The following is a 21,049-nucleotide window of genomic DNA, read 5'->3' as shown; positions in this document are numbered from 1 at the left end:
GACAGAAAAGCTTTCTCTGTGGCTTCCTCCGCGCTTCCTACCGCTCCGCCAGCGTACGCAGGGGGTCGCCGGTCACGCGGTACACGGTCCAGTCGTCCATGGACACCGCGCCCAGGGAGCGGTAGAAGCGGATGGCGTCCTCGTTCCAGTCGAGCACCCACCACTCCAGCCTTCCGCACCCGCGCTCCACGGCGAGCCGCGCCAGGTGGGCCAGCAGCGCCCTCCCGATCCCACGCCCGCGGTGCTCCGGCTCCACGAACAGGTCCTCCAGGTACAAGCCGGGCCGGCCCAGAAAGGTGGAGAAGTTGTGGAAGAAGAGCGCGAACCCCGCCGGCGTCCCCTCCCACTCCGCGATCACCACCTCCGCCCCCGGCCGCGCGCCAAAGAGCCCCTCGCGCAGCCCCTCCTCGGTCGCGACCACCTCGTGCGCCAGCCGCTCGTACTCCGCCAACCGCCGGATGAAGTGGAGGATCAGCGGCACGTCCTCCACCCCCGCCGCCCGTATCTCGATCGAGCTCATCTTCTTCCTCTGCCAGTTCTCTTCCGCGTCTCCGCGCCTCCGCGTGAGCCCCCCTGCGGGAATGCGAATTGCCAGCCGACCCCGGTCCAGTCAGCGACCCGCACACGCAAGCGAGGACACATGGACCGCAACAACGAAAGCAGCAACCCCGGCATGGCCGAGCGCCAGATGGACGACTCCACCGGCGGCCGCAGCGAGGGCGAGCGCCTCGCGGACCAGGACGACATGGTGAGCCGCGAAGGGATGGCCGGCGCCGGCTCGGACGTCGGCGGCAACGAAGTGGAGCGCGGCGAGCGCCAGGCCCGCACCGCCCCCGATCCGCAAGACGGCAGCTACGGCGACGCCAGCGGCTTCGCGGCCGCCGGCGCCGAGGGCGAGCAGCCTGCCCCGGGCCGCACCGAGAACGGCGGCATCGTGCTGGGCCAGGACCCCAGCGGCACCACCGGCACCTCCGCCGAAGCCAGCTCGCGCGACTTCTGAGCCGCACGTGCACGAACGGAGGGCCCCGCGGCGACGTGGGGCCCTCCGTGCATCACACCAGTCCGGGTCCGCCGGGGCCCGTCAGCCAGTACCACATCGCGCGCACCACCGCGAACGCCACCACCCCGATCGCGACCAGGATGAGCAGCAGCGCCAGCCCGGTGCCGAACACCACCGCGCGGCTCGACCTGCGCGCCACGCCGGGCTGGTCCACCACGGCGCGCAGCAGCTTGATGTTGCGCGCGTTGGCCTTCCACCCCGCGTCGAACAGGTCGCCCAGAAATGGAATGGTGCCGACGACGGTCTCGACGCCCACGTTGAGCACCATCCGTGCGACGACGGACGCGGGCGCGCCCATCCGTGCCGCCTGCATCACGATGTAGGCGGACATCGCCGTCCCCGCCACGTCGCCGATGCCGGGGACGAGGCCGATCAGCGCGTCGATCCCCACCCGCGCCCCGGTTCCGGGGATGGGGATGGAGTTGTCCAGCAGGTACGCCAGCCCATCCAGCCGCTTGAGCCTGCCGGCGCTGCTCTGCGCGTCGTTCTGCACGTCCTCACCCCCTTCGAACGCGGTACACGGTTCCCCGCCGATTCGTGGTGGCAAGGGGCGCGCCGGGGGCCCTCACCCCCGCTCGTTCCTCGCTGCCCCCTCTCCCGATAACAGGAGAGGGCTCCGCCCTCGCCGTTATCGAGAGAGGGGGCTCGGGTGTGCTTCGACCGGGGTTTGCGCCGCGCGGAGGGCCCCCTCCCCCCCGGCCCCCTCCCCCGCCTGCGGGGGCGCAGGGCGGGTGAGGGGGAGAACAACGTGTGCGCTGCGCAGATCTGGTAGGGGCGCGATTCATCGCGCCCGTGCCCGGCGCCGCTCCGCCGCCCGTCCCCGCACACGAGATCCCGTAGGGGCAGACCTGCGTGTCTGCCCACCCTCGCCCCCACCGGGATTCCGACTCCGTACACCGATCCCCGTAGGGGCCGCCCCACGTGGCTGCCCGTGCCCACCGGTGCGCCGACCCCCGCAACCGGCACCCATACACGCCAACCGCCCCTCCCCCGGGGTTGGGGGAGGGGCAGCGAGGTGACGAGCGGGGGAGGGGCCCCGCGCCCTACCGCACGATCACCCGGTCCGTCCCCCCGCGCCCGAACGTCTCCGGCGAGTACATCTCCTCGGCGCGCGGGGGCGGGACGATGAACAGGCCCGGGGTGGTGGCGCGAGCCACGTACGTGTAGGTGTACACCCCCGCCGGCAGCAGCGACGTGAACGCCTCCGCCCGATCGTCGCGCAGGTTCTGGTGCTCCCACCAGCTCCCGCCCCAGTAGCCACGGCCCGTCATCAGCGCGCGCTCCACCGGACCCATCGGCCGCACCGGGCCCTCATCGCCGCGGCCCTGCGGCTGGGCGCCGAGCAGCTCGTTGTTCACCGGCTCCCACCCGGCCGGGAGCGGATCGACCAGCGCCACGTGCAGCCGGCGCGACGGGGCCGTCATCGTGACCGTCACGCGGATCCGCGCGCCCGCGCGCACCCGCCAGATCCCGTCCTCGCCGCGCGAAACGTCGCCCGCGCTGTCCACGGCCTCGTAGGTGCGCTCCACCGCGAAGCCGCGCTGCATCGGCGTGAGTACCAGGTCTTGCGGGGCGTAGCGGAGGCCGGCGCGGTAGTAAAGCCGTCCCGTCCCCTCCATCCCAACGGTCAGCGACGGGGGGCGGAGCTGCTGGAGCACGCGCATCGGGATCTCCGTCTGCGCGCGCGTAGCGGAGCGGCCGCGGAAGGGCGCGCTCCCCGCCAGCCGGTCGCCCAGCCAGACGCGGGCGACGAAGTCGGGAGTCTGCGCCTCGTACTCGCGGAAGTAGCGCTGCACCGCCAGCAGCACCCACGCGTTCTCCTGCGTGTTGCTCCAGCGTCCGCGCACGCGGTTGCCCAGCAGCCCGCGCACCGTCTTGGCCACCAGCTCGTTGCGTGGATCGGCGGCCAGCAGCCCTTCCAGCACCACCGCGTCCGTGCGCCGCGACGAGTGGAGCAGCAGGTACTCGCCCTCCGTGTAGCGCGTGGCGAAGGTGGCCGTCGTGGCCGTCTCCGTGGCGCGGTTGTTCACCAGGGTCAGCAGCGAGTCGCGCACCGCCGCCGGCCCGCGCTCCCCCGCCGTCGCCGAGAGGAGCCACCCGGCCGTCTCCAGCTGGAGCTGGTTCACCCCGCCCGCCTCGGTCACCAGCCTGCGCACGTCGCCCGACACGTCGTCGCCCATGCGGCGGCGGGTGTAGAGGGCGTAGGCGTGCAGCGCGCGGCGTGCGTCCGCGGGGTACGCCCGCGGCAGGTTGCCGGGGATGGCGCGCAGGTAGCTGCGCGCGCGGTTGAAGACTTCCGCCGGCACGTCGTAGCCGGCCTCGCGCACCCGCTGCAGGGCGTGCGCGGCGTGGATGCTGGCGTACGGCGCCGACTCGCGCCCGCGCTGCCACCAAGCGAACCCGCCGTCGCCGTTCTGGCGCGCCGCCAGCAGCCGCACGTCCGACGCGACCGAGGCGCGCAGCGAGTCCGCCGAGGGCAGCCCCTCCGCGTTGACGGCGCCCAGCACGTCGCGCAGGGCCGCCACGGCGATCATCCGCGACGCGATCTGCTCCGTCCCTTCGTAGCGGTAGCTCACCAGGTAGAGGAAGGCGTCCGTCAGCTCGCTCAGCGCAGTGGACGAAGTGGTCACCTCCAGCCCGCCGAACGACGGGATGACGTCCATCGGCACGTCGAGCGGCAGGGTGGCCGCGCCCTGGGCCAGGTTGCCGTAGGTGGCGAACGCCTCGGCCGTGGCCGGGGTGTAGACGGGGAGCGAGAACTCCGCCGCGTCTGTCGCGCCGTCCGCCCCGGCGGCCACCACCTGGAAGCGCGCCTGCCCGGCCTGCACGGCCTCCGCGGCCAGGCGCACCTCCACCCGGTCGCGTGCCGGGATGGTGACGCGCCGGCCCGGATCGGTGAAGCTCACCCCCACGGCGCGCGCCGCCACCTGCACCACCATCGGCGCACCCGTGGTGTTCTGGAGCACGACGGGAAGCTCGAAGCGATCGCCGAAGTTGAGGAAGCGCGGCGGCGACGGCCTCACCATCAGCGGCTGGCGCGCGGTGATGGCGCTTTCGCCCAGCCCGAAGCGCGTGGCGCCCTCCACCGCGACCGCCGTCACCCGGTAGCGCGTCAGGTTCGACGGAATCTTGAACGGCACCCGCACCCGCCCCTGCGCGTCTGTGCGCACGGCGGCCATCCACACGGCCAGCGGGTCGAAATTGGTGCGGACGGCGATGGTCGTCGGCTTCCCCGGGGATAGCCCGCGGAGCATGATGCCGGTCGCGCGCCCCTGCAACATCGGCGCTTCCACAGGAGGAGGAGGCGGCGGCGGGGGCGGAGCGGACACCGGCATCGGCGCGCTGGCGGCCGCGCCGGTGGCGGTCAGTCTTTCGTACACCACTCCGTTCCCCGCCCTGTCCGCCATCGCCTCTTCCCGCCGCACCTGCTCGGAGACGAGGTAGAGCACCAGCGGCGCAGTCGCGTCCGTGCCGACGCGTACGGTCTGGCTGGCGCCGTCGTAGCCCTCCTGCATCGTGATCAAGGTCAGCGTCCCCTGCGGCACGCCGCGGATGCGGAAACGGCCCTGCGCATCGGCCACGGCAGAGAGGCCGGAGCCCTGCACCGACACCCGCGTGCCGCCCACCGGCTCCCCGGTCTGCACGTTGACCACACGCCCCACCAGCGTACCCGGCGCCGGCGCGAAGTCGGGCGCAACTACGCGGACCAGCGGCCGCAGGTGCAGCGTGTTGATCCCCGGCGCGCGCTCCGGGTAGAAGAGCGCGAGCGGATCGGGGATGCGATAGCCGCTCAGCGCGAGCACCGCCTCGTCCACCACCACCACCGCCACCTCGGCGCCCGCGACGGGACGCCCGCCCGCGTCGCGGACCTCCACCTCAACGGAGCCCTCCGCGTCCGGCAGCATGGTGCTGTCGGACGGCACTGCGCGCACGGTGAGCGTGCGGGTGAGCGGCGGCACGCGCAGCATCACCGTGCCCGCCGCCATGTCCACGCCGCGCGCCGTCGGAAGCTCCTCAGTGCCGCCGGAGGTCGCGCCGGTCACGTCCACCTGCACCCACACGTTCGGCACGTCCGCCTCGGTGATGGGGATGCGCAGCGTGTGCGTGGCCCCCTCGGTGGCGAGCGGCTCCGTCCTCACGATCCCGTTCCGCCCGATCGTCACCACCCCGCGCGCCGGCTGGAAGGGGAGGCGCAGGAGGATGCGCGCCGTGTCGCCCACGGCGTAGCGCTCCCTGTCCGGGATCATCTCCACCCGCCGCGCCTCGTTCTCCTCGCCGCGGCCGGGGAAGCGCACGCCGGGGCCCGCCACCCACATGCGCAGCGTGGTGAAGGTGCGGCGGCCCTGCGCGTCGGTGGTCACCCCCTCGATGCGGTAGTCGCCGCCGACGACGCGAAAGGTGCAGCGCACCGGCGTCGTGCCGGAGACGCGGGAGCACGCCTCACTCCCCGCCTCCACCTCGCGCCAGCGCCCGTCGTCGAAGCGCCATTCGTTGCGGCGGATGCGCACGTCGATGGTGCGGCCGGTGACCGGCTTCCCGTCCAGCCCCACCGCGATCATCTCCAGCTCCATCGTGTCGCCCGCTTCGAGCCACGAGCGGGGCGTCCTCATCCCCAGGTACACCGCGGACGGGTGCACCAGGAGCGACGCGCTGGAGGTCCACGTCTGCCGGTTGACGTCGGTGACGGTGGCGTACGCCGTCACCTGGAAGGGGCGCGGGGGAACGGCGCGGTCGAAGTCCAGCCGGATCGCGTGCGCCCCCGACGCGTCGGTGACGCCGCTGAAAGTCTCGTCCTCCTCGCCGTCATCGTCGCCATCCATCCACCACCACCAGGGGCGCGTGGGGCCGAAGCTCCACTCGTCCCACCCCGGCGGGGAGAAGAAGCCGGGCGCCGCCGTCACCCGCCACTCCACCGGTGCGCCGGGAAGGCCGCCGCCGCTGAAGTACGACGCGCGCGCCACCACCTCCGCTCCGCCGCCCACGAAGTGCGGGCCCTCGTCGGCCGTGACGGAGACCTCGTACTCGGGCCTGCGGAACTCCTGCATCAGGAAGGAGAAGCCGTGCGAATCGTTCGGCGACCCGGCCAGGCTCACCTGGATGGATGCGTGGCCCAGGTTGGCCCCCTGCGGCACCACGAACGACGCGTCGAAGCCGCCCAGCTCCGTGAGCTGCGCCGTCCCCTTGCCGATCTCGTTGCCGCGCGAGTCGCGCACCAGGTAGTCCACGGCGCCGCGGCCGGGAAGCGTGAGGGCGCCGTCCTTTCCGAACGACATCCGCCGCGCCCACCCCTTGAAGCGCACCGTCTCGCCGGGGCGGTACAGGTTGCGGTCGGTGAAGGTGTACCACGCGGTATGCGCCTGCTCCGGCTGGCGCCCCAGGTGCACCCACCCCGCGTTGCCCATCCCCGGCGCCAGGATCGCGACGTCGCCCCCCGACCGCGCCACGATGAGCGAGCGCTCCGTCCCGGACGGAAGCCCCATCGTCGCCAGCCCGTCCGCGCCGGTGGTGGCCGCGGCGCCGGCGGGATGCAGCCTCACCTCCACGCCCGGGAGCGGGCGCCCGTCCACCAGCGAGCTCGTCCACGCCGTCAGGTCGGTCATGTCGCCGAACGCGGTGAGGCCGATGCGCGTGGCCTGCACCCACAGATACACGCCCTGGTTGCGCTCCCCCGCCGTGGCGCCCTCGACCGCCTCCACCGCCACCACCACCTGCCCCAGCCCGCCGTCCAGCGCGGGCGTCAGGTCCACCGCCACCTCGCGCGTGTCGCCGGGCTGGCCGCCCGGCTGCACGAGCCGGCTGGAGACCTCGCGGCCGGGGAGCCGCATCGGCTCTCCGCGCTCACGCCCGCCCCTCTGGCCGAAGGTGAGCCAGTCCTCGGGCGCCACGCGGAGCACCCGCACGCGCAGCCGCTGGTGCCCCCGCGCGAACACGGAGACGGAGCGCGGCCCCTGCGGATCCAGCACCACCATGTTGTTCGCGGACCAGAGCTGGGCCACCGGCGCGCCCACCTGGAACGACGCCGTGGCCGGCCCCGCGAGCCGCTGCCCGAACCTGTCGCGCAGCCCCGCGTCCACCCGCACGGTGTAGCGCGTGTTGGGCCGCGTCCGCCCCATGATCATCAGCGAGTTGCCCTGCGGGGCGATGCGCATCCCCTCGATGGCGGGCTCCACGCGCACGAGCGATGCGTCGAAGAGGGAGTCGGCCAGCGGGTTGGAGAACTCGAGGACGAACGGCATCCCCGGGCGGCACAGGCCTCCGTAGCCGCAGTTGCCGCGCACGAAGCGGAACGGCCCAAAGGTGCGGAAGCTCCACACCTGGGTGTCCACCGTGCGCCGCGGCCCCTCGGCCGATGGAGTGCCGGGCGCGATCGTGACCGTGACCTCAACGTTGTTGGGCAGCGGGTTGACCGGGCGGAAGGCGATCCAGCGCCCCGCCTCCAGCCCGCGCACGCGCGCCTGCGCATCCGCGTCCGCCTCCACCTCCGATGCCGTGGCCATGCGCACGGGCACGCGCGCGCCGCCGGCCTGCACCACGACGCTTGCGAGGACGGCCGCGGGGTTCACGTTCTGGTCGAAGCGGGCGACGATCACGGGCCGCAATCCCGTCGCGCCGCCGTACGGCCACCCGCCCGTGGCCCGGGGCGCGGGGGTGGCGAAGGTCCAGCGCACCGCCTCCGCCAGCCGCCCGCCCGTGGCCGACGTGGTGCCGGCGGGGATCTCCACCGTGAACTCCGTCGCCATCGGGAGGCGCCCCTGCGGCTCGAAGCGCAGCGTCCTCACGTCGATCCACTGCCACCGCCCCGGCGCCTGCGGAGAAAGCCGCGCCGGCACCGCCCGCGCCTCCACGTTGCCGACGGACGAGAGCGGCACCATCGGCTGCGAAAAGGCGATCGTCACCTCCGCGCCCAGCGGCACCTCTCCTTCCGGCGCGCGCCGCGTGACCGTCAGCGCCCCCGTCCCCATCCGCGGCACCGGCACCGACCCCGCCGTGTCGCGCGACGGGAAGCCGGTGACCACGGTGGCCCCGGCTCGCGGCGCGGGCATCGTCTGCGCGGGGAAGTGGAAGCTGTCGCGCGCCGCCGAATCGGGCGCCAGCGGCCGTGCGCGCGCCAGCACGCGCGCCGCCTCCAGCGCGCTGATCCTCTCTCCTTGCGTGGCGGGGAGCGCCGCCGTCCCCAGCACCCGCCCCTGCGACACGCGGAACTGGAGCCCCGTCGTATCCACGGTCCCCAGCCCGATCACCCGTGGCGGCGACGTGGGATACAGCGGCGGAACGCGCACGACCCGCTGCGCATCCCCCTGCGAGGGCGCGAACATGGCCGCGGCGACCACGGCGGCGGCGAGAAGACGGCGGAGACTGGGCATCATGGACAGGCTCGGGAGGACGGAAAACAGCAATCTCACACAGAGACACAGAGACACAGAGGAAAGACAAAGAAAAACTTCTCACCCCCCGCGGCCCCGGGCGAGCGAAGCCCGCACAACAGCTAGGACGACACACTCCGCAAAACGAACACACCACGCAGGCCACTCGAGACGGCTTCAGCCGTCTTCGCGTGGTTCCAGCCGGGGGATTTATCCCCCGGCTGCGGCCGCGATCCACCTAAGCAAAGAGGCGCGGAGAGCATCCGCTGCCCCGCGCCTCCATCCCATCGTACCGGCCTCCCGCTAGATGTGCAGCGCGTGCCCCATCGACGCCAGCGCCGCCTCCGCCACCGCCTCGGAGAGCGTGGGGTGCGGGTGCATCGCGCGGTCCATCTCCTCCATGGTGGCCTCCAGGTGCCGCCCGACGACGAACTCGGCGATCAGCTCAGTGGCGTGCGGGCCCACCAGGTGCGCGCCCAGGATCTCGCCGTACTTCTTGTCGCGGATCACCTTGACGAACCCTTCCGAGTCGCCGGCCGTGAGGGCGCGGCCGTTGGCGCTCCAGGGGAAGGAGCCGATCTCCACGTCGTGCCCCTTCTCACGCGCCTGTGCCTCGGTGAGGCCGACCGACGCGACCTCGGGGTGGCAGTAGGTGCAGTTGGGGATGTTGGAGTAGTCGATCCCCGCGTGCTTGTCGCCGTGGATCGCCTCCACGCACGCCACGCCTTCGTGAGAGCCCTTGTGCGCCAGCAGCGGCGGCCCCGCCACGTCGCCGATCGCGTAGATCCCCTCCACGTTCGTGCGCAGCTGGCGGTCCACCTCGATGAAGCCGCGGTCGGTGAGCTTCACCCCCGCCTTCTCCAGCCCGATGTCCTCGGTCAGCGGCACGCGGCCGATGGCTGAAAGGACGCGCTCCGCCTGGATCGTCTGCGTCTCGCCCTTGGCCGTCTTCACGGTGAGCGTCACGCCGTCCTTGCCGATGTCCGCCTTTTCCAGCTTGGCGCCGGTCAGGATCGTCATCCCGCGCTTGCGGTACGCCTTCTCCACCACGGCGGAGACGTCCTTGTCCTCCAGCGGCAGCACGCGGTCGGCGGCCTCGATGATGGTGATCTGCGTGCCGAAGGCGCTGTGCACGTCCGCGAACTCCATTCCGATGGCCCCCGCGCCGATCACCGCCAGCGTCTTGGGTGGCGACTGCGGGATCATGGCGTCGGTGGAGTCCCACACGCGGTCGTGGTCGATGCGCAGGAACGGCAGGTCGCGCGGCTTGCTGCCGGTGGCGATGATGATGTGCTTGGCCGCGACGGTGGACTTCGACCCGTCCTTGGCCGTCACCTCCACCTTCCCGCCGCCGGCGAGGCGCCCGCGGCCGGGGAGGTGGGTGATCTTGTTCTTCTTGAAGAGGAAGCCGATCCCCTTCACCAGCCGTTCGCTCACCTGGCGCGAGCGCTTGACGGCCTGCGCGAGGTCGGTCTTGATCTCGCCGACGGTGACGCCGAACTCCTGGGCGTGCCCCAGGTGCGTGATCATGGCCGCGCTCTCCAGCAGCGCCTTGGTGGGGATGCACCCCCAGTTGAGGCAGATGCCGCCGAGCGCGTCTTCCTCCACGCACGCGGTCTTGTAGCCAAGCTGCGCGGCCTTGATGGCGGCGACGTACCCGCCGGGGCCCGCGCCGATGACCACGATGTCGAAGCTCGTATCCGCCAAAGTGCACCTCTGGATCTCGGATGGTGGGCGGCGCCCCGTCCCCCGGAGCCCCGCGCCCCGGACCCCACCCTCGGCGTCCGGGAAACGCGCCCAAAGTACGGGGGAGGGGACGGAAGTGCAAAGCCTAAGTCCTAAGTGCTAAGTCCTAAGTGCTAAGTCCTAAGTGCTAAGTGCCTAGTGCCTAGTGCCTAGTGCCGAGTAAAGCGCACTCACGCACTAACGCACTCACGCACTGCAGTTCAGCACTTAGCACCCAGCACTCAGCACTTCCTTCCACCCGTCACCATTCTTGCTCTGCGCTCCACCAAGCAGTCCCACCCTCACAGCGGCGGGAGAACGGAATGGCGCGGATCGACGGAGTGGCGGGGCAGGCGGGCGCCGCGGCGCGGGACGCGGCGCGCGAGGCGGGGCCCTGGGTGGAGCGGCTGGCGCGGATGGGGTACGCCGCGCGGGGCGTCGTGTACGTGATCCTGGGGATCATCGCCGCGCAGGCCGCGCGCGGGGAGCGCGGCGCGGCGGACCAGCGGGGCGTCTTCGGCGAGATCCTGCAGCGGCCCGGCGGCAAGTTCATGCTCGGGCTGGTGGCGGTGGGGCTGCTGGGCTACTCCCTGTGGCGCTTCGTGGAGGCAAGCATCAACCCCGAGCACGACGGCGCCGGCAAGCGCGCCCTCTTCGCCATCAGCGGCGTCATCCACGTGGGGCTCGCCCTCTCCGCCATCCGCATGGCGTTAGGCTCGTCGTCAGCCAGCAGCGGCGGCGACAGCGGCGCCGCATCGTGGACGGCCACGGTGATGGAGGCGCCCGGCGGACGATTCCTCGTGGGAGCCGCCGGTCTGGGAGTCGCGGCGTACGGCGCCGTGCAGCTGATGCAGGCGTACAAGGCCAAGCTGGACAAGCAGCTCGACCTGTCGCCGCTCAGCTCCGGGGCGCGTACGTGGGCGATCCGCACGGCGCGGGCGGGGCTGGCGGCACGCGGCGTGGTATTCCTGGTGCTCGGCTTCTTCCTGGTGCAGGCCGCACGGCACAGCAACCCTGGCGAAACCCGCGGCCTGGGCGGCGCACTCGATGCCCTGCACGACACCGCGTACGGCGCCTGGGTGCTCGGCCTCGTCGCGATGGGGCTGATCGGCTACGGCATCACGCAGCTCCTCAAGGCGCGCTACCGCCGCATCAAGCCCGCCTGACCCTCATGTCGATTCCCCCGCCCCCCGTTCGACGCTACCATGGACAGGGGCGAGGGCCCGGCATTTACCCACCGAGCGGAGAGGCACGAGCATGTCAGACGCGGCCATGCATGTGGAGCTGACGAAGGAGCACCAGTGGCTGGAGCAGATGGTGGGCGAGTGGACCTGCGAGATGGAGGCCGAGATGTCCCCCGGCGGCCCCACCGACACCCACAAGTCCCGCGAGACCGTGCGCTCGCTCGGAGGCGCCTGGGTGGTTTGTGAGGGCGAGATGGGTAGCGGGCGGACGCTGATGGCGCTGGGGTACGACCCGGCGAAAGGGCGCTTCGTGGGGAGCTTCATCGGCTCAATGATGACGAACCAGTGGATCTACGAGGGCGAGCTCGACGAGTCGGGCAATGCGCTGGTGCTCTCGACTCGCGGCCCGAGCGTCGAGGACGGCAGCATCACCGACTACCGCGACACCATCGAGATCCGCGCCCCGGACCACCGCGTCCTCACCTCCAGCTACCGCTTGGCCAGCGGCGAGTGGACGCTGTTCATGACGGCGCACTACCGGCGGGTGTAGAGAGGCGGAGGGCCCCCTCCCCCGCTCGTTCCTCGCGGCCCCTCCCCCAAAACAGCCTGGGGGAGGGGCGTTTGGCGTGCATTCGTGCGCGTGGCGGAGTGCGTCGCGGGGGAGGGCACGGGCAGCCACGTGGGGCGGCCCCTACCGGGTTGGGTGCCGGGGGGCGGGGGTCGGCGCGCAGGAGAGGGCGGGCAGACACGCAGGTCTGCCCCTACCAGCATCGGTGCACAGGGGCAGGCGACGGTGCAGGGCGTGACACGGGCGCTACGAATCGCGCCCCTACCGTATCTGCACGCGTGGCAACAACATACGCCCCCTCTCTCGATAACAGAGGGCGGAGCCCTCTCCTGTTATCGGGAGAGGGGGCAGCGAGGAACGAGCGGGGGTGAGGGCCCTACCCCACCCGCCCCCGCACCTCCGCCCGCAACGCCTCGAACTCCGCATCCCCCACCACCGGCACCGCACCCGCCGTCGGGATCTCGTCGTCCAGCGCCACCCAGCTCACGCAGCCCTCGTAGCCGATCGTGTTGGGGATGACGATGGGCTCGGGGAGGACGTAGGCGCGCACCAGGATGACATGCAGGTAGGGGCGCCCCTTGTACTCGAAGCGCGATCGCACCGTCTCGGGCGCCATAGGGTGGAGGCCGGCGAGGCGCGCCATCACCTCCAGGCTCTCCACGCGGAAGGCTTCTACGACCTCGGCGAAGACGCGCAGTCGCACCTCGTCGCGCGAGGCGGGCTCCGGGGCGGCGAGCAGGTCGCGGAACTCCGGCGCAAGCTCCTCCGCGTTCTGGTGGAAGGCGGTGGGGAAGATCCAGAAGGCGCGGTGCTCCACGTCGAAGCCGCCGCGCCGCTCGCTGATCCCCCCTTTGCGCACCAGCAGCGAAACGCGCGCCGTGGCCAGGGCGCGCTCCACTGAGGCCCACTCCTTGAGCGCCTGCCTACTCGACGACGACGAGACCATCGTCCAGGCCGCGCTGGAAGGGGAGCTTCACCACCTTCGCGGATGGGCCGTCGGGCGAGCCGACACGCAGCTCGGACCCAGGCTCCACCTCGCGCCGCGCGAAGCCCAGCGCCCCCGTCTCCCCCAGCATCGGGAGGAAGGCGACGCTGGTCAGCCGCCCCACCTCCTTCCCGGTTTCGGGGTGGAAGAGGCGCGTCCCCACTTCCGGCGCGGGGCCGTCGCCCAGGCGGAAGCCGCGCAGGTGGCGGTTCACGTGGCCGCGGTGGGCGATGCGCACGATCACCTCCTGCCCCGTGTAGCACCCCTTGGAGAAGGAGATGGCGCGCTCCATCATTCCCGTCTCCTCGAAAACCTCGGTGGGGATCACGTCTTCGGTGAGCTCGGCGCCGTAGCGCGGGCGCCCGGCCTCCATGCGCAACGCATCGATGGCGGCCAGCCCCACCGGCCGCGCGCCCAGCTCCGCGCCCTGCTCCAGCAATGCGGTCCAGAGGTCGGGGACGACGGTGGGGGCGGCGAACAGGTCGAAGCCGATCTCGCTCCCCACGTAGCGCGTCATCGCCACCATCACGGGCGCCTCGCCGAAGGTCATCTCGCGAAAGGCGTCCTCGGCCATCTCCCCCGGCCCAGCGCCCAGCACCCGCTCCAGTAGCGCCCCCGACTTGGGACCGTACACGCCGAGCTGCTCGATCTCGCCAGAGACGTCGGCCCAGCGGGCGAACATGGGGGGGACGAACTTGAGCAGGTGCTCGCACGTGCCGGCCAGCGCCTCGCGCGGGATCTCCACCAGGACCTCCTCGATGGAGCGGCGGAAGGCGCGCAGCTCGGCCAGCGTGCGGCCCTTCGGGGTCAGCATCGCGGCGTACACCCCCTGCCCGGCCGGCGCGGCCAGCAGGTCGTTGGTGATGAGGCCGTGGAGCATCTTGGCGGGGTCCTTCCCCAACATGCGGATGCGCGCGCGGTCGCTGCGCTCGGCCACCCCCACGCCGTCGCGTACGGCGTGGTACTCGGCCAGCGTGTCGCCGTAGCTTTGAGCCACGGAGCGCCCCGCCACCTCGGTGAAGAGGGCGCCGGCCGCCTCCTGGAACCGCCGCATCGGCGGCTCGGCGATCACGCGCATCGTCGTCTCGCTCATCCTTGCATCCCTTCCATCAGAGTCCTGAGCTCGGTGAACCAGCGCGCCTTCTCGGCGAAGGGGATGCGGGCCAGCCCGCTTGGGCTCGGCACCACGAAGTCGGTCACCCCCGCAGCCACCTGCGTCGCCTGCGCCCCCCACGGCGCCGATGCGAGCCCCGAAGCCAGCAGGTACACGCCCTTGCCGTTGTAGCACACCACGCGCGGCCGCAGCTCCGCCACGATCCCGCGCAGCCTCCGCACCCCCTCGCGGTACTCCGTCGCGGTGACCTCGGCCGCGCTGCGGGTGGGCCGCTTCACCAGGTCCGTCACCCCGATGCCCAGCCCGAGCAGGAGCCGGTCTTCCTCGAAGTGGAAGCGGCGCGGCGTGAGCCCCGAAGCCGCCAGCAGGTCCCAGAAGCGGTTGTTGCGCCCCGCGTAGTAGTGCCCCAGCCGCGCCGCCCGTACGCTGGGGTTGAAGCCGACGAAGAGCAGACGCACTCCGGGGGCGATCAGGTCGGGCAGGGTGCGGACCGTCTCGCCGTCGACGAGGTACAGCGGGGGAATGGGGATTGGGGAATGGGGAATCGCCTGCCCTCCCATTCCCCATTCCCCATCACCCATTCCCCGCGGTCCCCCCGCACATCTCCTTCAGCCGCGCCTCGTTCCCCTCCAGCTCCGTCACCAGGCGCCGCACCTCGGCCGTGGAGGCGGCGTTTGGAAGCTCCACCTTGATCTCGTCGCCGGCCTCGCGCGGCAGGAAGACGACGGTGATCTTCCACCCCTCCACGCCGGTGGCCTTGCGCGCCACCAGGTCCACACTGTACTCGCTGCCGCCGCAATCCAGCCGGTTGGCCAGGCGGTGCTCCTTCCACGACGAGCTGCGCGAAAGCGCCATCTTAAAGGACCCCCGATCGTTGCGAACCGCGCGGGCGGTTGTTTGCCAGGATTGAAACGCGCATCTTTGGTGCGCGCCCAATGGTAATGGCGCGCCCGCCCCGCAGCAAACGCCGATCCCCCGTCCACCGAAAGAGAGAGACCGCATGGCCTCGCCCGTCACCCGCTGGCTGCAGGGCGTACCGCCGGAGATCCAGCGCCGCCTGGACCGCGCCGAGGCGCTGGCCCGCGAAGACCTGGTGGACACGCACGCACGCCTCGCCCACGACCTGGTGACGGTGCTGGCGCCGCGGATGCCCTTCGACGAGGCGATCTCGCGCTACATCGAGATCATGGCCCTCGACGGCGAGGACGCGGAGGCGGTGGGCACCCACGCCGTCAACCTGCTGGACGACGCGGACGTGCGCGACGACCTGGCGCGCGAGGGGCATCGTGGCTGGGGATTCGACTGGCGCTACGCAACCCCGCTCGGCGCGCTCCGCTACATCCGCCGCCAGCGCAAGCGCAGCGGCGAGGAGCAGCTCTGGATGGAGCTCGCCGCCGCCCGCTCAGAGGAAGCGGTGGCCAACATGCACATGCGCCACGCCCTCGGCTTCGTCGACATCCTGGGCGAAGTAGCCGATCCATCCCGCGCCGTCTCCCTCTACGCCGACCGCCTGGACCTCCCCGACGACCGCGCCCGCATCGTCTACCAGCGCGTAATGGCCCACCTCGCGGACAAGCTGCTGCCCCGCCTGCACGAAGCGGCGCGGGCGGAGGACGAAACGGGTGCGTGAGTTCGTAAGTGCGTTAGTGCGCTCGATCCAAACGCACTCACGCACTCACGCACTCACGCACTTCCTTGCACGGACCTTGCACCCCGCCCCCGCGCCCCCCGCGACCGCGGGCGCGCATGCACGGACACGCAGGACGGACCAAGACCATGCCCAACGAGCTGTACACGATCAGGCGCGCCGCGGTGGCGCTGACGCTGGGGGCGGTGCTCGCCGCCTGCGGCGGAGAAGGGGGAAGCTCAGAGAAGGGCGGAGAGGGGAAGGACATTCCCGGCGACACCACCGGCGCGGCACCCGCGGCAGAGGGCCAGGCGCAGAGCGCGGCACCGGCTGCTCCAAAGGGTCCCACCGGGCCGGTGGCGAACCTTCCGCCCAACGAGATGGGGCGCATCATGGTGCTGGAGTACCACCGCACCGGCTCCCCCGAGGGCGAGTTCGTCCGCACCCTGGCGAACTTCCGCAAGGACCTGCAGTCGCTGTACGAGCGTGGATACCGGCCGGTGACCATGCGGCAGGTGATCGACCGCAACATCGACATCCCCGCGGGCACCACCCCGGTCGTCTTCACCTTCGACGACGCCACCCGCGGCCAGTTCTACTTCCGCCCGGACGGCTCCATCGACCCGAACACGATGGTCGGCTCGTGGGCGGACTTCAAGCAGCGGAACCCGGCGTGGAGCGGCGGCGGCGTGTGGTGCATCCTCCCCGCGGCCGCGCACCCGTCCAACTTCTTCGGCGAGACGCCGGACAAGGCCACCCCGCGCGCGCAGCGCGAAGCCAACATCCGCAAGAAGATGGAGTGGTTCGTCGCCAACGGCCACGAGATCTGCAACCACACCCTTTTCCACGCGCGGCTGGACCGTGCGGGCAGCAAGGTGCAGGACTACATCGGCATCGGCGAGGACAGCATCAAGGCCTACCTCCCGGCCAACTACGACATCGTGACCTTTGCCCTTCCCCTGGGGATGTGGCCCGCGAACCGGCCGCTGGCCTGGGCGGGCACCTACCGAAACGGCAAGCGCTACGAGAACAAGGTGGTGCTCGAGGTATCCGGCGGCCCCAACGTCCCGCCCTGGGACCGCCGCTGGGACCCTCACTCGGTGGACCGCTTCATCGTGGCCCCCGGCGCCCTCGAAGCGCAGCTCTCGCGCTGGGAAAAGGACCCGACCAACCGCTACATCTCGGACGGCGACCCGCGCACGGTTTCGTACCCGCGCAGCCAGGCCGCGAACCTGGACCGCGGCAAGCTGGGCGGCCTCACCCCCCGTGAGCTCCCCGACCCCGCCCCCGCCGCCGGCGCCGCAGCCCCCAAGTCCTGACCCCAACACACCAGAGGCGCGGAGATCACTCTCCGCGCCTTTGCTGTGTCTGACCCCGCCGCGACGCCCGCAACGCAAACCGATCGCGTAGGGGCCGCCCCATGTGGCTGCCCGTGCCCGACCGTGCGCCGAACCCCCGCTAGTTCACGAGCCGGCTTCAGCCGCCTTCCCGTCGTTCCAGCCGGTGGATTCATCCCCCGGCGACCGGGCGCCGCCCTCGCCCCCCGGAGCCTGCGAAGGCAGGCTTCCCGCGGTTGTTGCAGCGGTTTCAACCGCCGGGACTGCCACCACACCGCAAAAACAAAGCGGGGCCCCCGGCATCACCGGGAGCCCCGCTCTCCACCACCCACCAGCCCTTACTGCGCGACCTTCTCGCTCTCCGCCGCCGCGACCGGAGCCGCGGCCGCCGGCGTCGCGGCAGGCACCTGCGGCGCGACCGGCGTAGACTGGAGGTAGTTCTGGTCCGCGTTGGCCTGGATGGAGTTCTCGTCCAGCCCGTTCAGCGCGCGCTTGAAATCGCGGATCCCCTTCCCCATCCCGCTCGCGAGCTCGGGGAGGCGCTTCGCCCCGAAGAGGAGAAGGAACACCGCGAAGATGATCACCGTCTCGCCAAAGCCGAGTCCAAACGGCATTGGAACCTCCGGGCCAAAGGATGGAAGGGCGAACCTGGAACGGGCGGCGATCCGCCCGGCAGTGCACGATACGTCAGAAGCTCTTGCGAGCCCTAAAGATAGCGGCATCCCCCGCCGCCGACAACCCGAACGCATGTAAACTCTCGCCAGACCCCATCCCGCGCAGTCGGGCGGATCTCGACTCACACGAGCCGCATCACCCACGCCCGCGGTGGGGAGAACGCCTACGCGCCGCCCGCCCCCACCGGCATCAGCGAGCGCACCATCTCCAGCACGCGACTGGGCTCCGCCGGCTTCGCGAGGTATGCGTCGCACCCGGCGTCGAACGCGGCCCGCCGATCGCTCTCCATCGCGTGCGCCGTCAGGGCGACGACCGGGATGTCCGCGGTCGCGGGGTCCGCCTTCAGGAGCCGCGTGGCCTCCAGCCCGTCCAGCAGCGGCAGCCCCACGTCCATCAGGATCACGCCCGGCAGAAACTCGCGCGCCAGACGCACCCCTTCCTCGCCATCCTCGGCCTCGACGACCGTGAAGCCGTAGTGCCGGAGAAAGGTGCCGTAGATGTCACGATTGTCTGGATTGTCTTCGACGAGAAGGACGGTGTTCTCGGACATGCGAGGGGGGCGCTGGCGGAGACGCGGGACGGTCTGGAGAGTATGCTTACCCCGGCGCTCGGCGAAACGATCCAGCGTCACGCCCCGCGCCGCTGACGCGTTCTCACGCGGCCGTCATCCCGCTCCCACCACGCCACATGTACGACGATGAAAACCGCCCACTGGCTCATCCTCCCCGCCCTCCTGCTCGCCGCGTGCGACGCCATCGTGACGGACGAGGCGACCCCGCTCGAACCGGGGACGTACGTCCTGGTCAGCATCGACGGCACGCCGCTCCCCGCGAGCGAGCCCTGCATCTCTCTCCGGATCGAAGAGGAGCGCATCACCGTCGGCCCGGGCCGCAACGTCGAGTACCACCAGCGCGGCACTCGCCCGTCGGCGAACGAGGTGCGCACCGTCAGCGCCACCGGAAGCTACCGGGGCACCTTCGATGGCCGAGTCCAGCTCAACCTCGAGACCACCGGCGCGCCCGAAGCGTTCACCCTCGTGCTCCAGCGCACCCCGCAGGGGCTGACGCAGAACGTGGGGCAGCCCTGCGACGGCAATTCCGTCAAGCTGTACCAGCTCCAGCGCTGACCGCCCGCTCCGCGTGCATCGCCGCCGCCGTGCGGATGGTGCGCACGTGGATGTCGACGGTGTCCTCGGTGTCGCGCGCGTACCCGCCCGCCATGGCAACCGCCACGGGGACGCCCGCGTCGCGGCACGCGCCCAGCACCAGCCGGTCGCGCTCCGCCAGCCCGTCCTTGGTCATCGCCAGGCGGCCGAAGCGGTCCTCGTGGAAGGGATCGGCGCCGGCCAGGTAGATCACCAGCTCCGGCGCGAACTCGGCGAGCACCCGCGGCACGTGCAGCTCCAGCGCGGCGAGGAAGGCGTCGTCCCCCCGCGCCGTCGGGGAGCTCCACGTCGAGCGAGCTGCGCTCCTTGCGAAAGGGGAAGTTCCGCGCGCCGTGGATGGAAAAGGTGAAGACGGAGGGATCGGACGCGAAGACGGCGGCGGTGCCGTTCCCCTGGTGCACATCGCAGTCGATCACCGCGGCGCGCCGGATCGCCCCCTCGCGCTGCAGGACGCGGATGGCGACCGCCGCGTCGTTGAAGACGCAGAAGCCCTCGCCGTGGTCCGGGTAGGCGTGATGGGTGCCGCCGGCCAGGTTCACCGCCACGCCCCACCCGCCCGCCTCCTTCTCCCCCAGCGCCACCCTCCCCGCGCAGATGGTCGCCCCGGCCGAGCGGCGCGAGCGCTCCACCATCCCATCGCTCCACGGGAAGCCGATCCGCCGCTGCTCCAGGTACTCCAGCCGCCCCTCACGCACGCGCTCCACGTAGTCGCGATCGTGCACCAGCATGAGCTCGTCCCACGCGGCGGCGGGCGGCACCTCCAGATCCGATTCGCGCAGGATCCCCTCCGCCAGGCAGCGCTCGCGGACGCGGGCGTACTTGATCATGGGGAAGCGGTGCCCCTCCGGAAGCGGGAGCACGAACTGGTCGGTGTAGAAGGCGCGCACCGTCAGCGCCACGAGTGGGTCAAGGAATCCCCACCACCTTGTGGGTCTGCACGGAGAGCCTCCACGGCGGCCCCAGCTCCATCACGGCTCGGATCGCCTCGGCGTAGTTCGGCCCGCCGGCCTCGGCGACGTCGATGGGCTGGAGGAAGTACTGCTCGAAGCGGGTCCCCTCCACAATCCGCCGCACCGCCGCCACGTCCGGTGTGATCCCGGGGATGGAGGTGCCGGTGAAGAGCAGCTTCAGCTCGCTCCCCTCCTTCTGCGCGAACTCCTCCTGCTTGGGCGAGATCGTGAGCCAGTCCACGAGCGACTGGTCCACCTCGCGCGACCCGTTGGACTCCATCGCGATCCGGTATCCGCGCGCGCGCAGCGCATCGGAGAGCGGCCGGTCGAGCTGCAGGCTCGGTTCCCCGCCCGTCGCCACCAGCAGCAGCCCCGGGCGCTCGCCCCCGAACGACTTCTCCGCCTCCTGGCGCACGAGCTCGAGCGTGCCCTCCAAGTCGGTCACGACGCTGGGCCGCAGCCAGTCCGTGTCGCAGAAGGGACACACCTCGTAGCCCAGATTGCACCCCGCGAAGCGCAGGAAGACCGACGGCGTCCCCGCCTGCGCCCCTTCGCCCTGGAGCGTCCCGAACACCTCTTTGATCCCGTACTTCCTGGACATCACATCCTCGTGTCGATGCCGGCGCGCAATGCTCCCGACGCGCCTGTACCCCGCACTTCACATCCCGCTCCACATGCGGGCGCACCCTGCCCCACCGCGGGTGAGGAGCGAATGTCCCACTTGTCCGCGCGCAGTCCCAATAATCCCGCACACCGCATCGGCCAAGAAACCGCAAGTGTGTACGTTGCAACCGCTTGCCGGAGCGCCCCGGAATGGCCCTCCGATTGCCAATAGGGTAGCCGAACGTCGGAGACGACGCGCAGAAGGGGGCCAGCGACCGCAGGACCAGATCGACTCAAGCGCACCTGCAGCACCCACCCGCAGTCCCGCCGCACGACCTACCCGCCCCACGCCCTCGGCGCTGCCACCCCCCCTTTGAAGGCCCGAAGCCTCCCCGGCTTCGGGCCTTCTGCTATCAACTGCAACTGCATGGCCTCACGCGGTGGCGCGGAGGCGCAGAGAGAACTTCGCGTGCTCCTCCGCGTTCTCCGCGTCTCCGCGTGAGACTGCTGTTGGGATGCATGCATAAAACAGAAGCCCCCCGACGCTCACAGGAGCATCGGGGGGCTTGATGTGCAGGCCGGCGGCGCCGTACTCTCCCACCGGGTGGCCCCGGCAGTACCATCCGCGCGAGTGGGGCTTAACTTCCGAGTTCGGGATGGGATCGGGTGATCCCCCACGCCATGGCCACCGG

At 71.6% G+C, this 21,049-nt stretch carries 20 protein-coding genes and 1 rRNA gene; 8 read left to right on the top strand and 13 right to left on the bottom strand.

Annotated features, from left to right (window positions below; translation table 11 throughout):
- Positions 1–37: 37 nt before the first annotated feature.
- A complete protein-coding gene (locus tag VF647_12250; protein HEX8452863.1) occupies positions 38–520 on the bottom strand; it encodes a GNAT family N-acetyltransferase in 483 nt (160 codons plus the stop codon).
- A 120-nt stretch (positions 521–640) separates the two neighbouring features.
- Between VF647_12250 and VF647_12245 the strand changes: the two genes are divergently transcribed.
- Positions 641–1,000, top strand: a complete 360-nt coding sequence (locus VF647_12245; GenBank protein ID HEX8452862.1) for a hypothetical protein — start codon at positions 641–643, stop codon at positions 998–1,000.
- 52 nt (positions 1,001–1,052) lie between these two features.
- On the opposite strand, the gene VF647_12240 is transcribed toward VF647_12245, so the two are convergent.
- The 3 genes from VF647_12240 to lpdA form a co-directional block, all read right to left on the bottom strand.
- On the bottom strand, positions 1,053–1,553 hold the full coding sequence (locus tag VF647_12240) for a DUF4112 domain-containing protein (protein ID HEX8452861.1): 501 nt from the start codon (positions 1,551–1,553) through the stop codon (positions 1,053–1,055).
- 550 nt (positions 1,554–2,103) lie between these two features.
- Entirely contained in the window at positions 2,104–8,427 is a 6,324-nt protein-coding gene (locus tag VF647_12235) for an Ig-like domain-containing protein (GenBank protein HEX8452860.1), read from the bottom strand.
- 300 nt (positions 8,428–8,727) lie between these two features.
- Positions 8,728–10,131 (bottom strand): dihydrolipoyl dehydrogenase, encoded by a 1,404-nt coding sequence (gene lpdA / locus VF647_12230; GenBank protein HEX8452859.1) that lies wholly within the window; start codon positions 10,129–10,131, stop codon positions 8,728–8,730.
- A gap of 341 nt (positions 10,132–10,472) precedes the next feature.
- Here lpdA and VF647_12225 point away from each other — a divergent pair, with 341 nt between their 5' ends.
- Positions 10,473–11,315 (top strand): DUF1206 domain-containing protein, encoded by an 843-nt coding sequence (locus VF647_12225; protein HEX8452858.1) that lies wholly within the window; start codon positions 10,473–10,475, stop codon positions 11,313–11,315.
- A 91-nt stretch (positions 11,316–11,406) separates the two neighbouring features.
- On the top strand, positions 11,407–11,883 hold the full coding sequence (locus VF647_12220; protein HEX8452857.1) for a DUF1579 domain-containing protein: 477 nt from the start codon (positions 11,407–11,409) through the stop codon (positions 11,881–11,883).
- Between the two features lie 394 nt (positions 11,884–12,277).
- Here the strand turns inward: VF647_12220 and VF647_12215 are convergent, their stop codons facing one another.
- From VF647_12215 to VF647_12200, 4 genes are read right to left on the bottom strand one after another with little or no spacing between them, the layout of a single operon-like run.
- A complete protein-coding gene (locus VF647_12215) occupies positions 12,278–12,847 on the bottom strand; it encodes a DUF1802 family protein (protein ID HEX8452856.1) in 570 nt (189 codons plus the stop codon).
- Entirely contained in the window at positions 12,825–13,979 is a 1,155-nt protein-coding gene (locus VF647_12210; protein HEX8452855.1) for a glycine cleavage T C-terminal barrel domain-containing protein, read from the bottom strand. Before VF647_12210 ends, VF647_12215 begins: the two co-directional genes overlap by 23 nt.
- The gene (locus tag VF647_12205) at positions 13,976–14,581 is read right to left on the bottom strand and encodes a mismatch-specific DNA-glycosylase (protein HEX8452854.1); all 606 of its coding nucleotides are present in this window, start codon (positions 14,579–14,581) and stop codon (positions 13,976–13,978) included. Before VF647_12205 ends, VF647_12210 begins: the two co-directional genes overlap by 4 nt.
- Positions 14,574–14,855, bottom strand: a complete 282-nt coding sequence (locus VF647_12200; protein HEX8452853.1) for a hypothetical protein — start codon at positions 14,853–14,855, stop codon at positions 14,574–14,576. The genes VF647_12205 and VF647_12200 overlap by 8 nt, the downstream gene beginning before the upstream one ends.
- Before the next feature lie 145 nt (positions 14,856–15,000).
- Between VF647_12200 and VF647_12195 the strand changes: the two genes are divergently transcribed.
- Positions 15,001–15,630: a hypothetical protein gene (locus VF647_12195; GenBank protein HEX8452852.1), complete on the top strand. Its 630-nt coding sequence runs from the start codon at positions 15,001–15,003 to the stop codon at positions 15,628–15,630.
- Positions 15,631–15,776: 146 nt separating this feature from the next.
- A complete protein-coding gene (locus tag VF647_12190; GenBank protein ID HEX8452851.1) occupies positions 15,777–16,946 on the top strand; it encodes a hypothetical protein in 1,170 nt (389 codons plus the stop codon).
- Between the two features lie 356 nt (positions 16,947–17,302).
- On the opposite strand, the gene VF647_12185 is transcribed toward VF647_12190, so the two are convergent.
- Both VF647_12185 and VF647_12180 read right to left on the bottom strand, forming a co-directional pair.
- Positions 17,303–17,578 carry a twin-arginine translocase TatA/TatE family subunit gene (locus VF647_12185; GenBank protein HEX8452850.1) on the bottom strand — a complete coding sequence of 92 codons (276 nt, stop codon included), beginning with the start codon at positions 17,576–17,578 and terminating at the stop codon, positions 17,303–17,305.
- A 224-nt stretch (positions 17,579–17,802) separates the two neighbouring features.
- Positions 17,803–18,189, bottom strand: a complete 387-nt coding sequence (locus tag VF647_12180; protein HEX8452849.1) for a response regulator — start codon at positions 18,187–18,189, stop codon at positions 17,803–17,805.
- 147 nt (positions 18,190–18,336) lie between these two features.
- Between VF647_12180 and VF647_12175 the strand changes: the two genes are divergently transcribed.
- The gene (locus tag VF647_12175) at positions 18,337–18,765 is read left to right on the top strand and encodes a hypothetical protein (protein HEX8452848.1); all 429 of its coding nucleotides are present in this window, start codon (positions 18,337–18,339) and stop codon (positions 18,763–18,765) included.
- Here the strand turns inward: VF647_12175 and VF647_12170 are convergent.
- A complete protein-coding gene (locus VF647_12170; protein ID HEX8452847.1) occupies positions 18,740–19,207 on the bottom strand; it encodes a hypothetical protein in 468 nt (155 codons plus the stop codon). The genes VF647_12175 and VF647_12170 overlap by 26 nt on opposite strands.
- Between VF647_12170 and VF647_12165 the strand changes: the two genes are divergently transcribed.
- On the top strand, positions 19,111–19,314 hold the full coding sequence (locus tag VF647_12165; GenBank protein ID HEX8452846.1) for a hypothetical protein: 204 nt from the start codon (positions 19,111–19,113) through the stop codon (positions 19,312–19,314). The two genes, VF647_12170 and VF647_12165, sit on opposite strands and share 97 nt — an antisense overlap.
- Positions 19,315–19,323: 9 nt before the next feature.
- Positions 19,324–19,512, top strand: a complete 189-nt coding sequence (locus tag VF647_12160; GenBank protein HEX8452845.1) for a hypothetical protein — start codon at positions 19,324–19,326, stop codon at positions 19,510–19,512.
- Positions 19,513–19,710: 198 nt separating this feature from the next.
- On the opposite strand, the gene VF647_12155 is transcribed toward VF647_12160, so the two are convergent.
- Positions 19,711–20,355 carry a hypothetical protein gene (locus VF647_12155; protein HEX8452844.1) on the bottom strand — a complete coding sequence of 215 codons (645 nt, stop codon included), beginning with the start codon at positions 20,353–20,355 and terminating at the stop codon, positions 19,711–19,713.
- 578 nt (positions 20,356–20,933) lie between these two features.
- Positions 20,934–21,049, bottom strand: a 5S ribosomal RNA gene (gene rrf / locus VF647_12150); the annotation flags it as partial.

It is taken from the genome of Longimicrobium sp., assembly GCA_036387335.1.
In the GTDB taxonomy this organism is placed as follows: domain Bacteria; phylum Gemmatimonadota; class Gemmatimonadetes; order Longimicrobiales; family Longimicrobiaceae; genus Longimicrobium.
The sequence above is the reverse complement of the archived record's forward strand: the minus strand, read 5'-3'. Positions and strand labels throughout refer to the sequence as shown.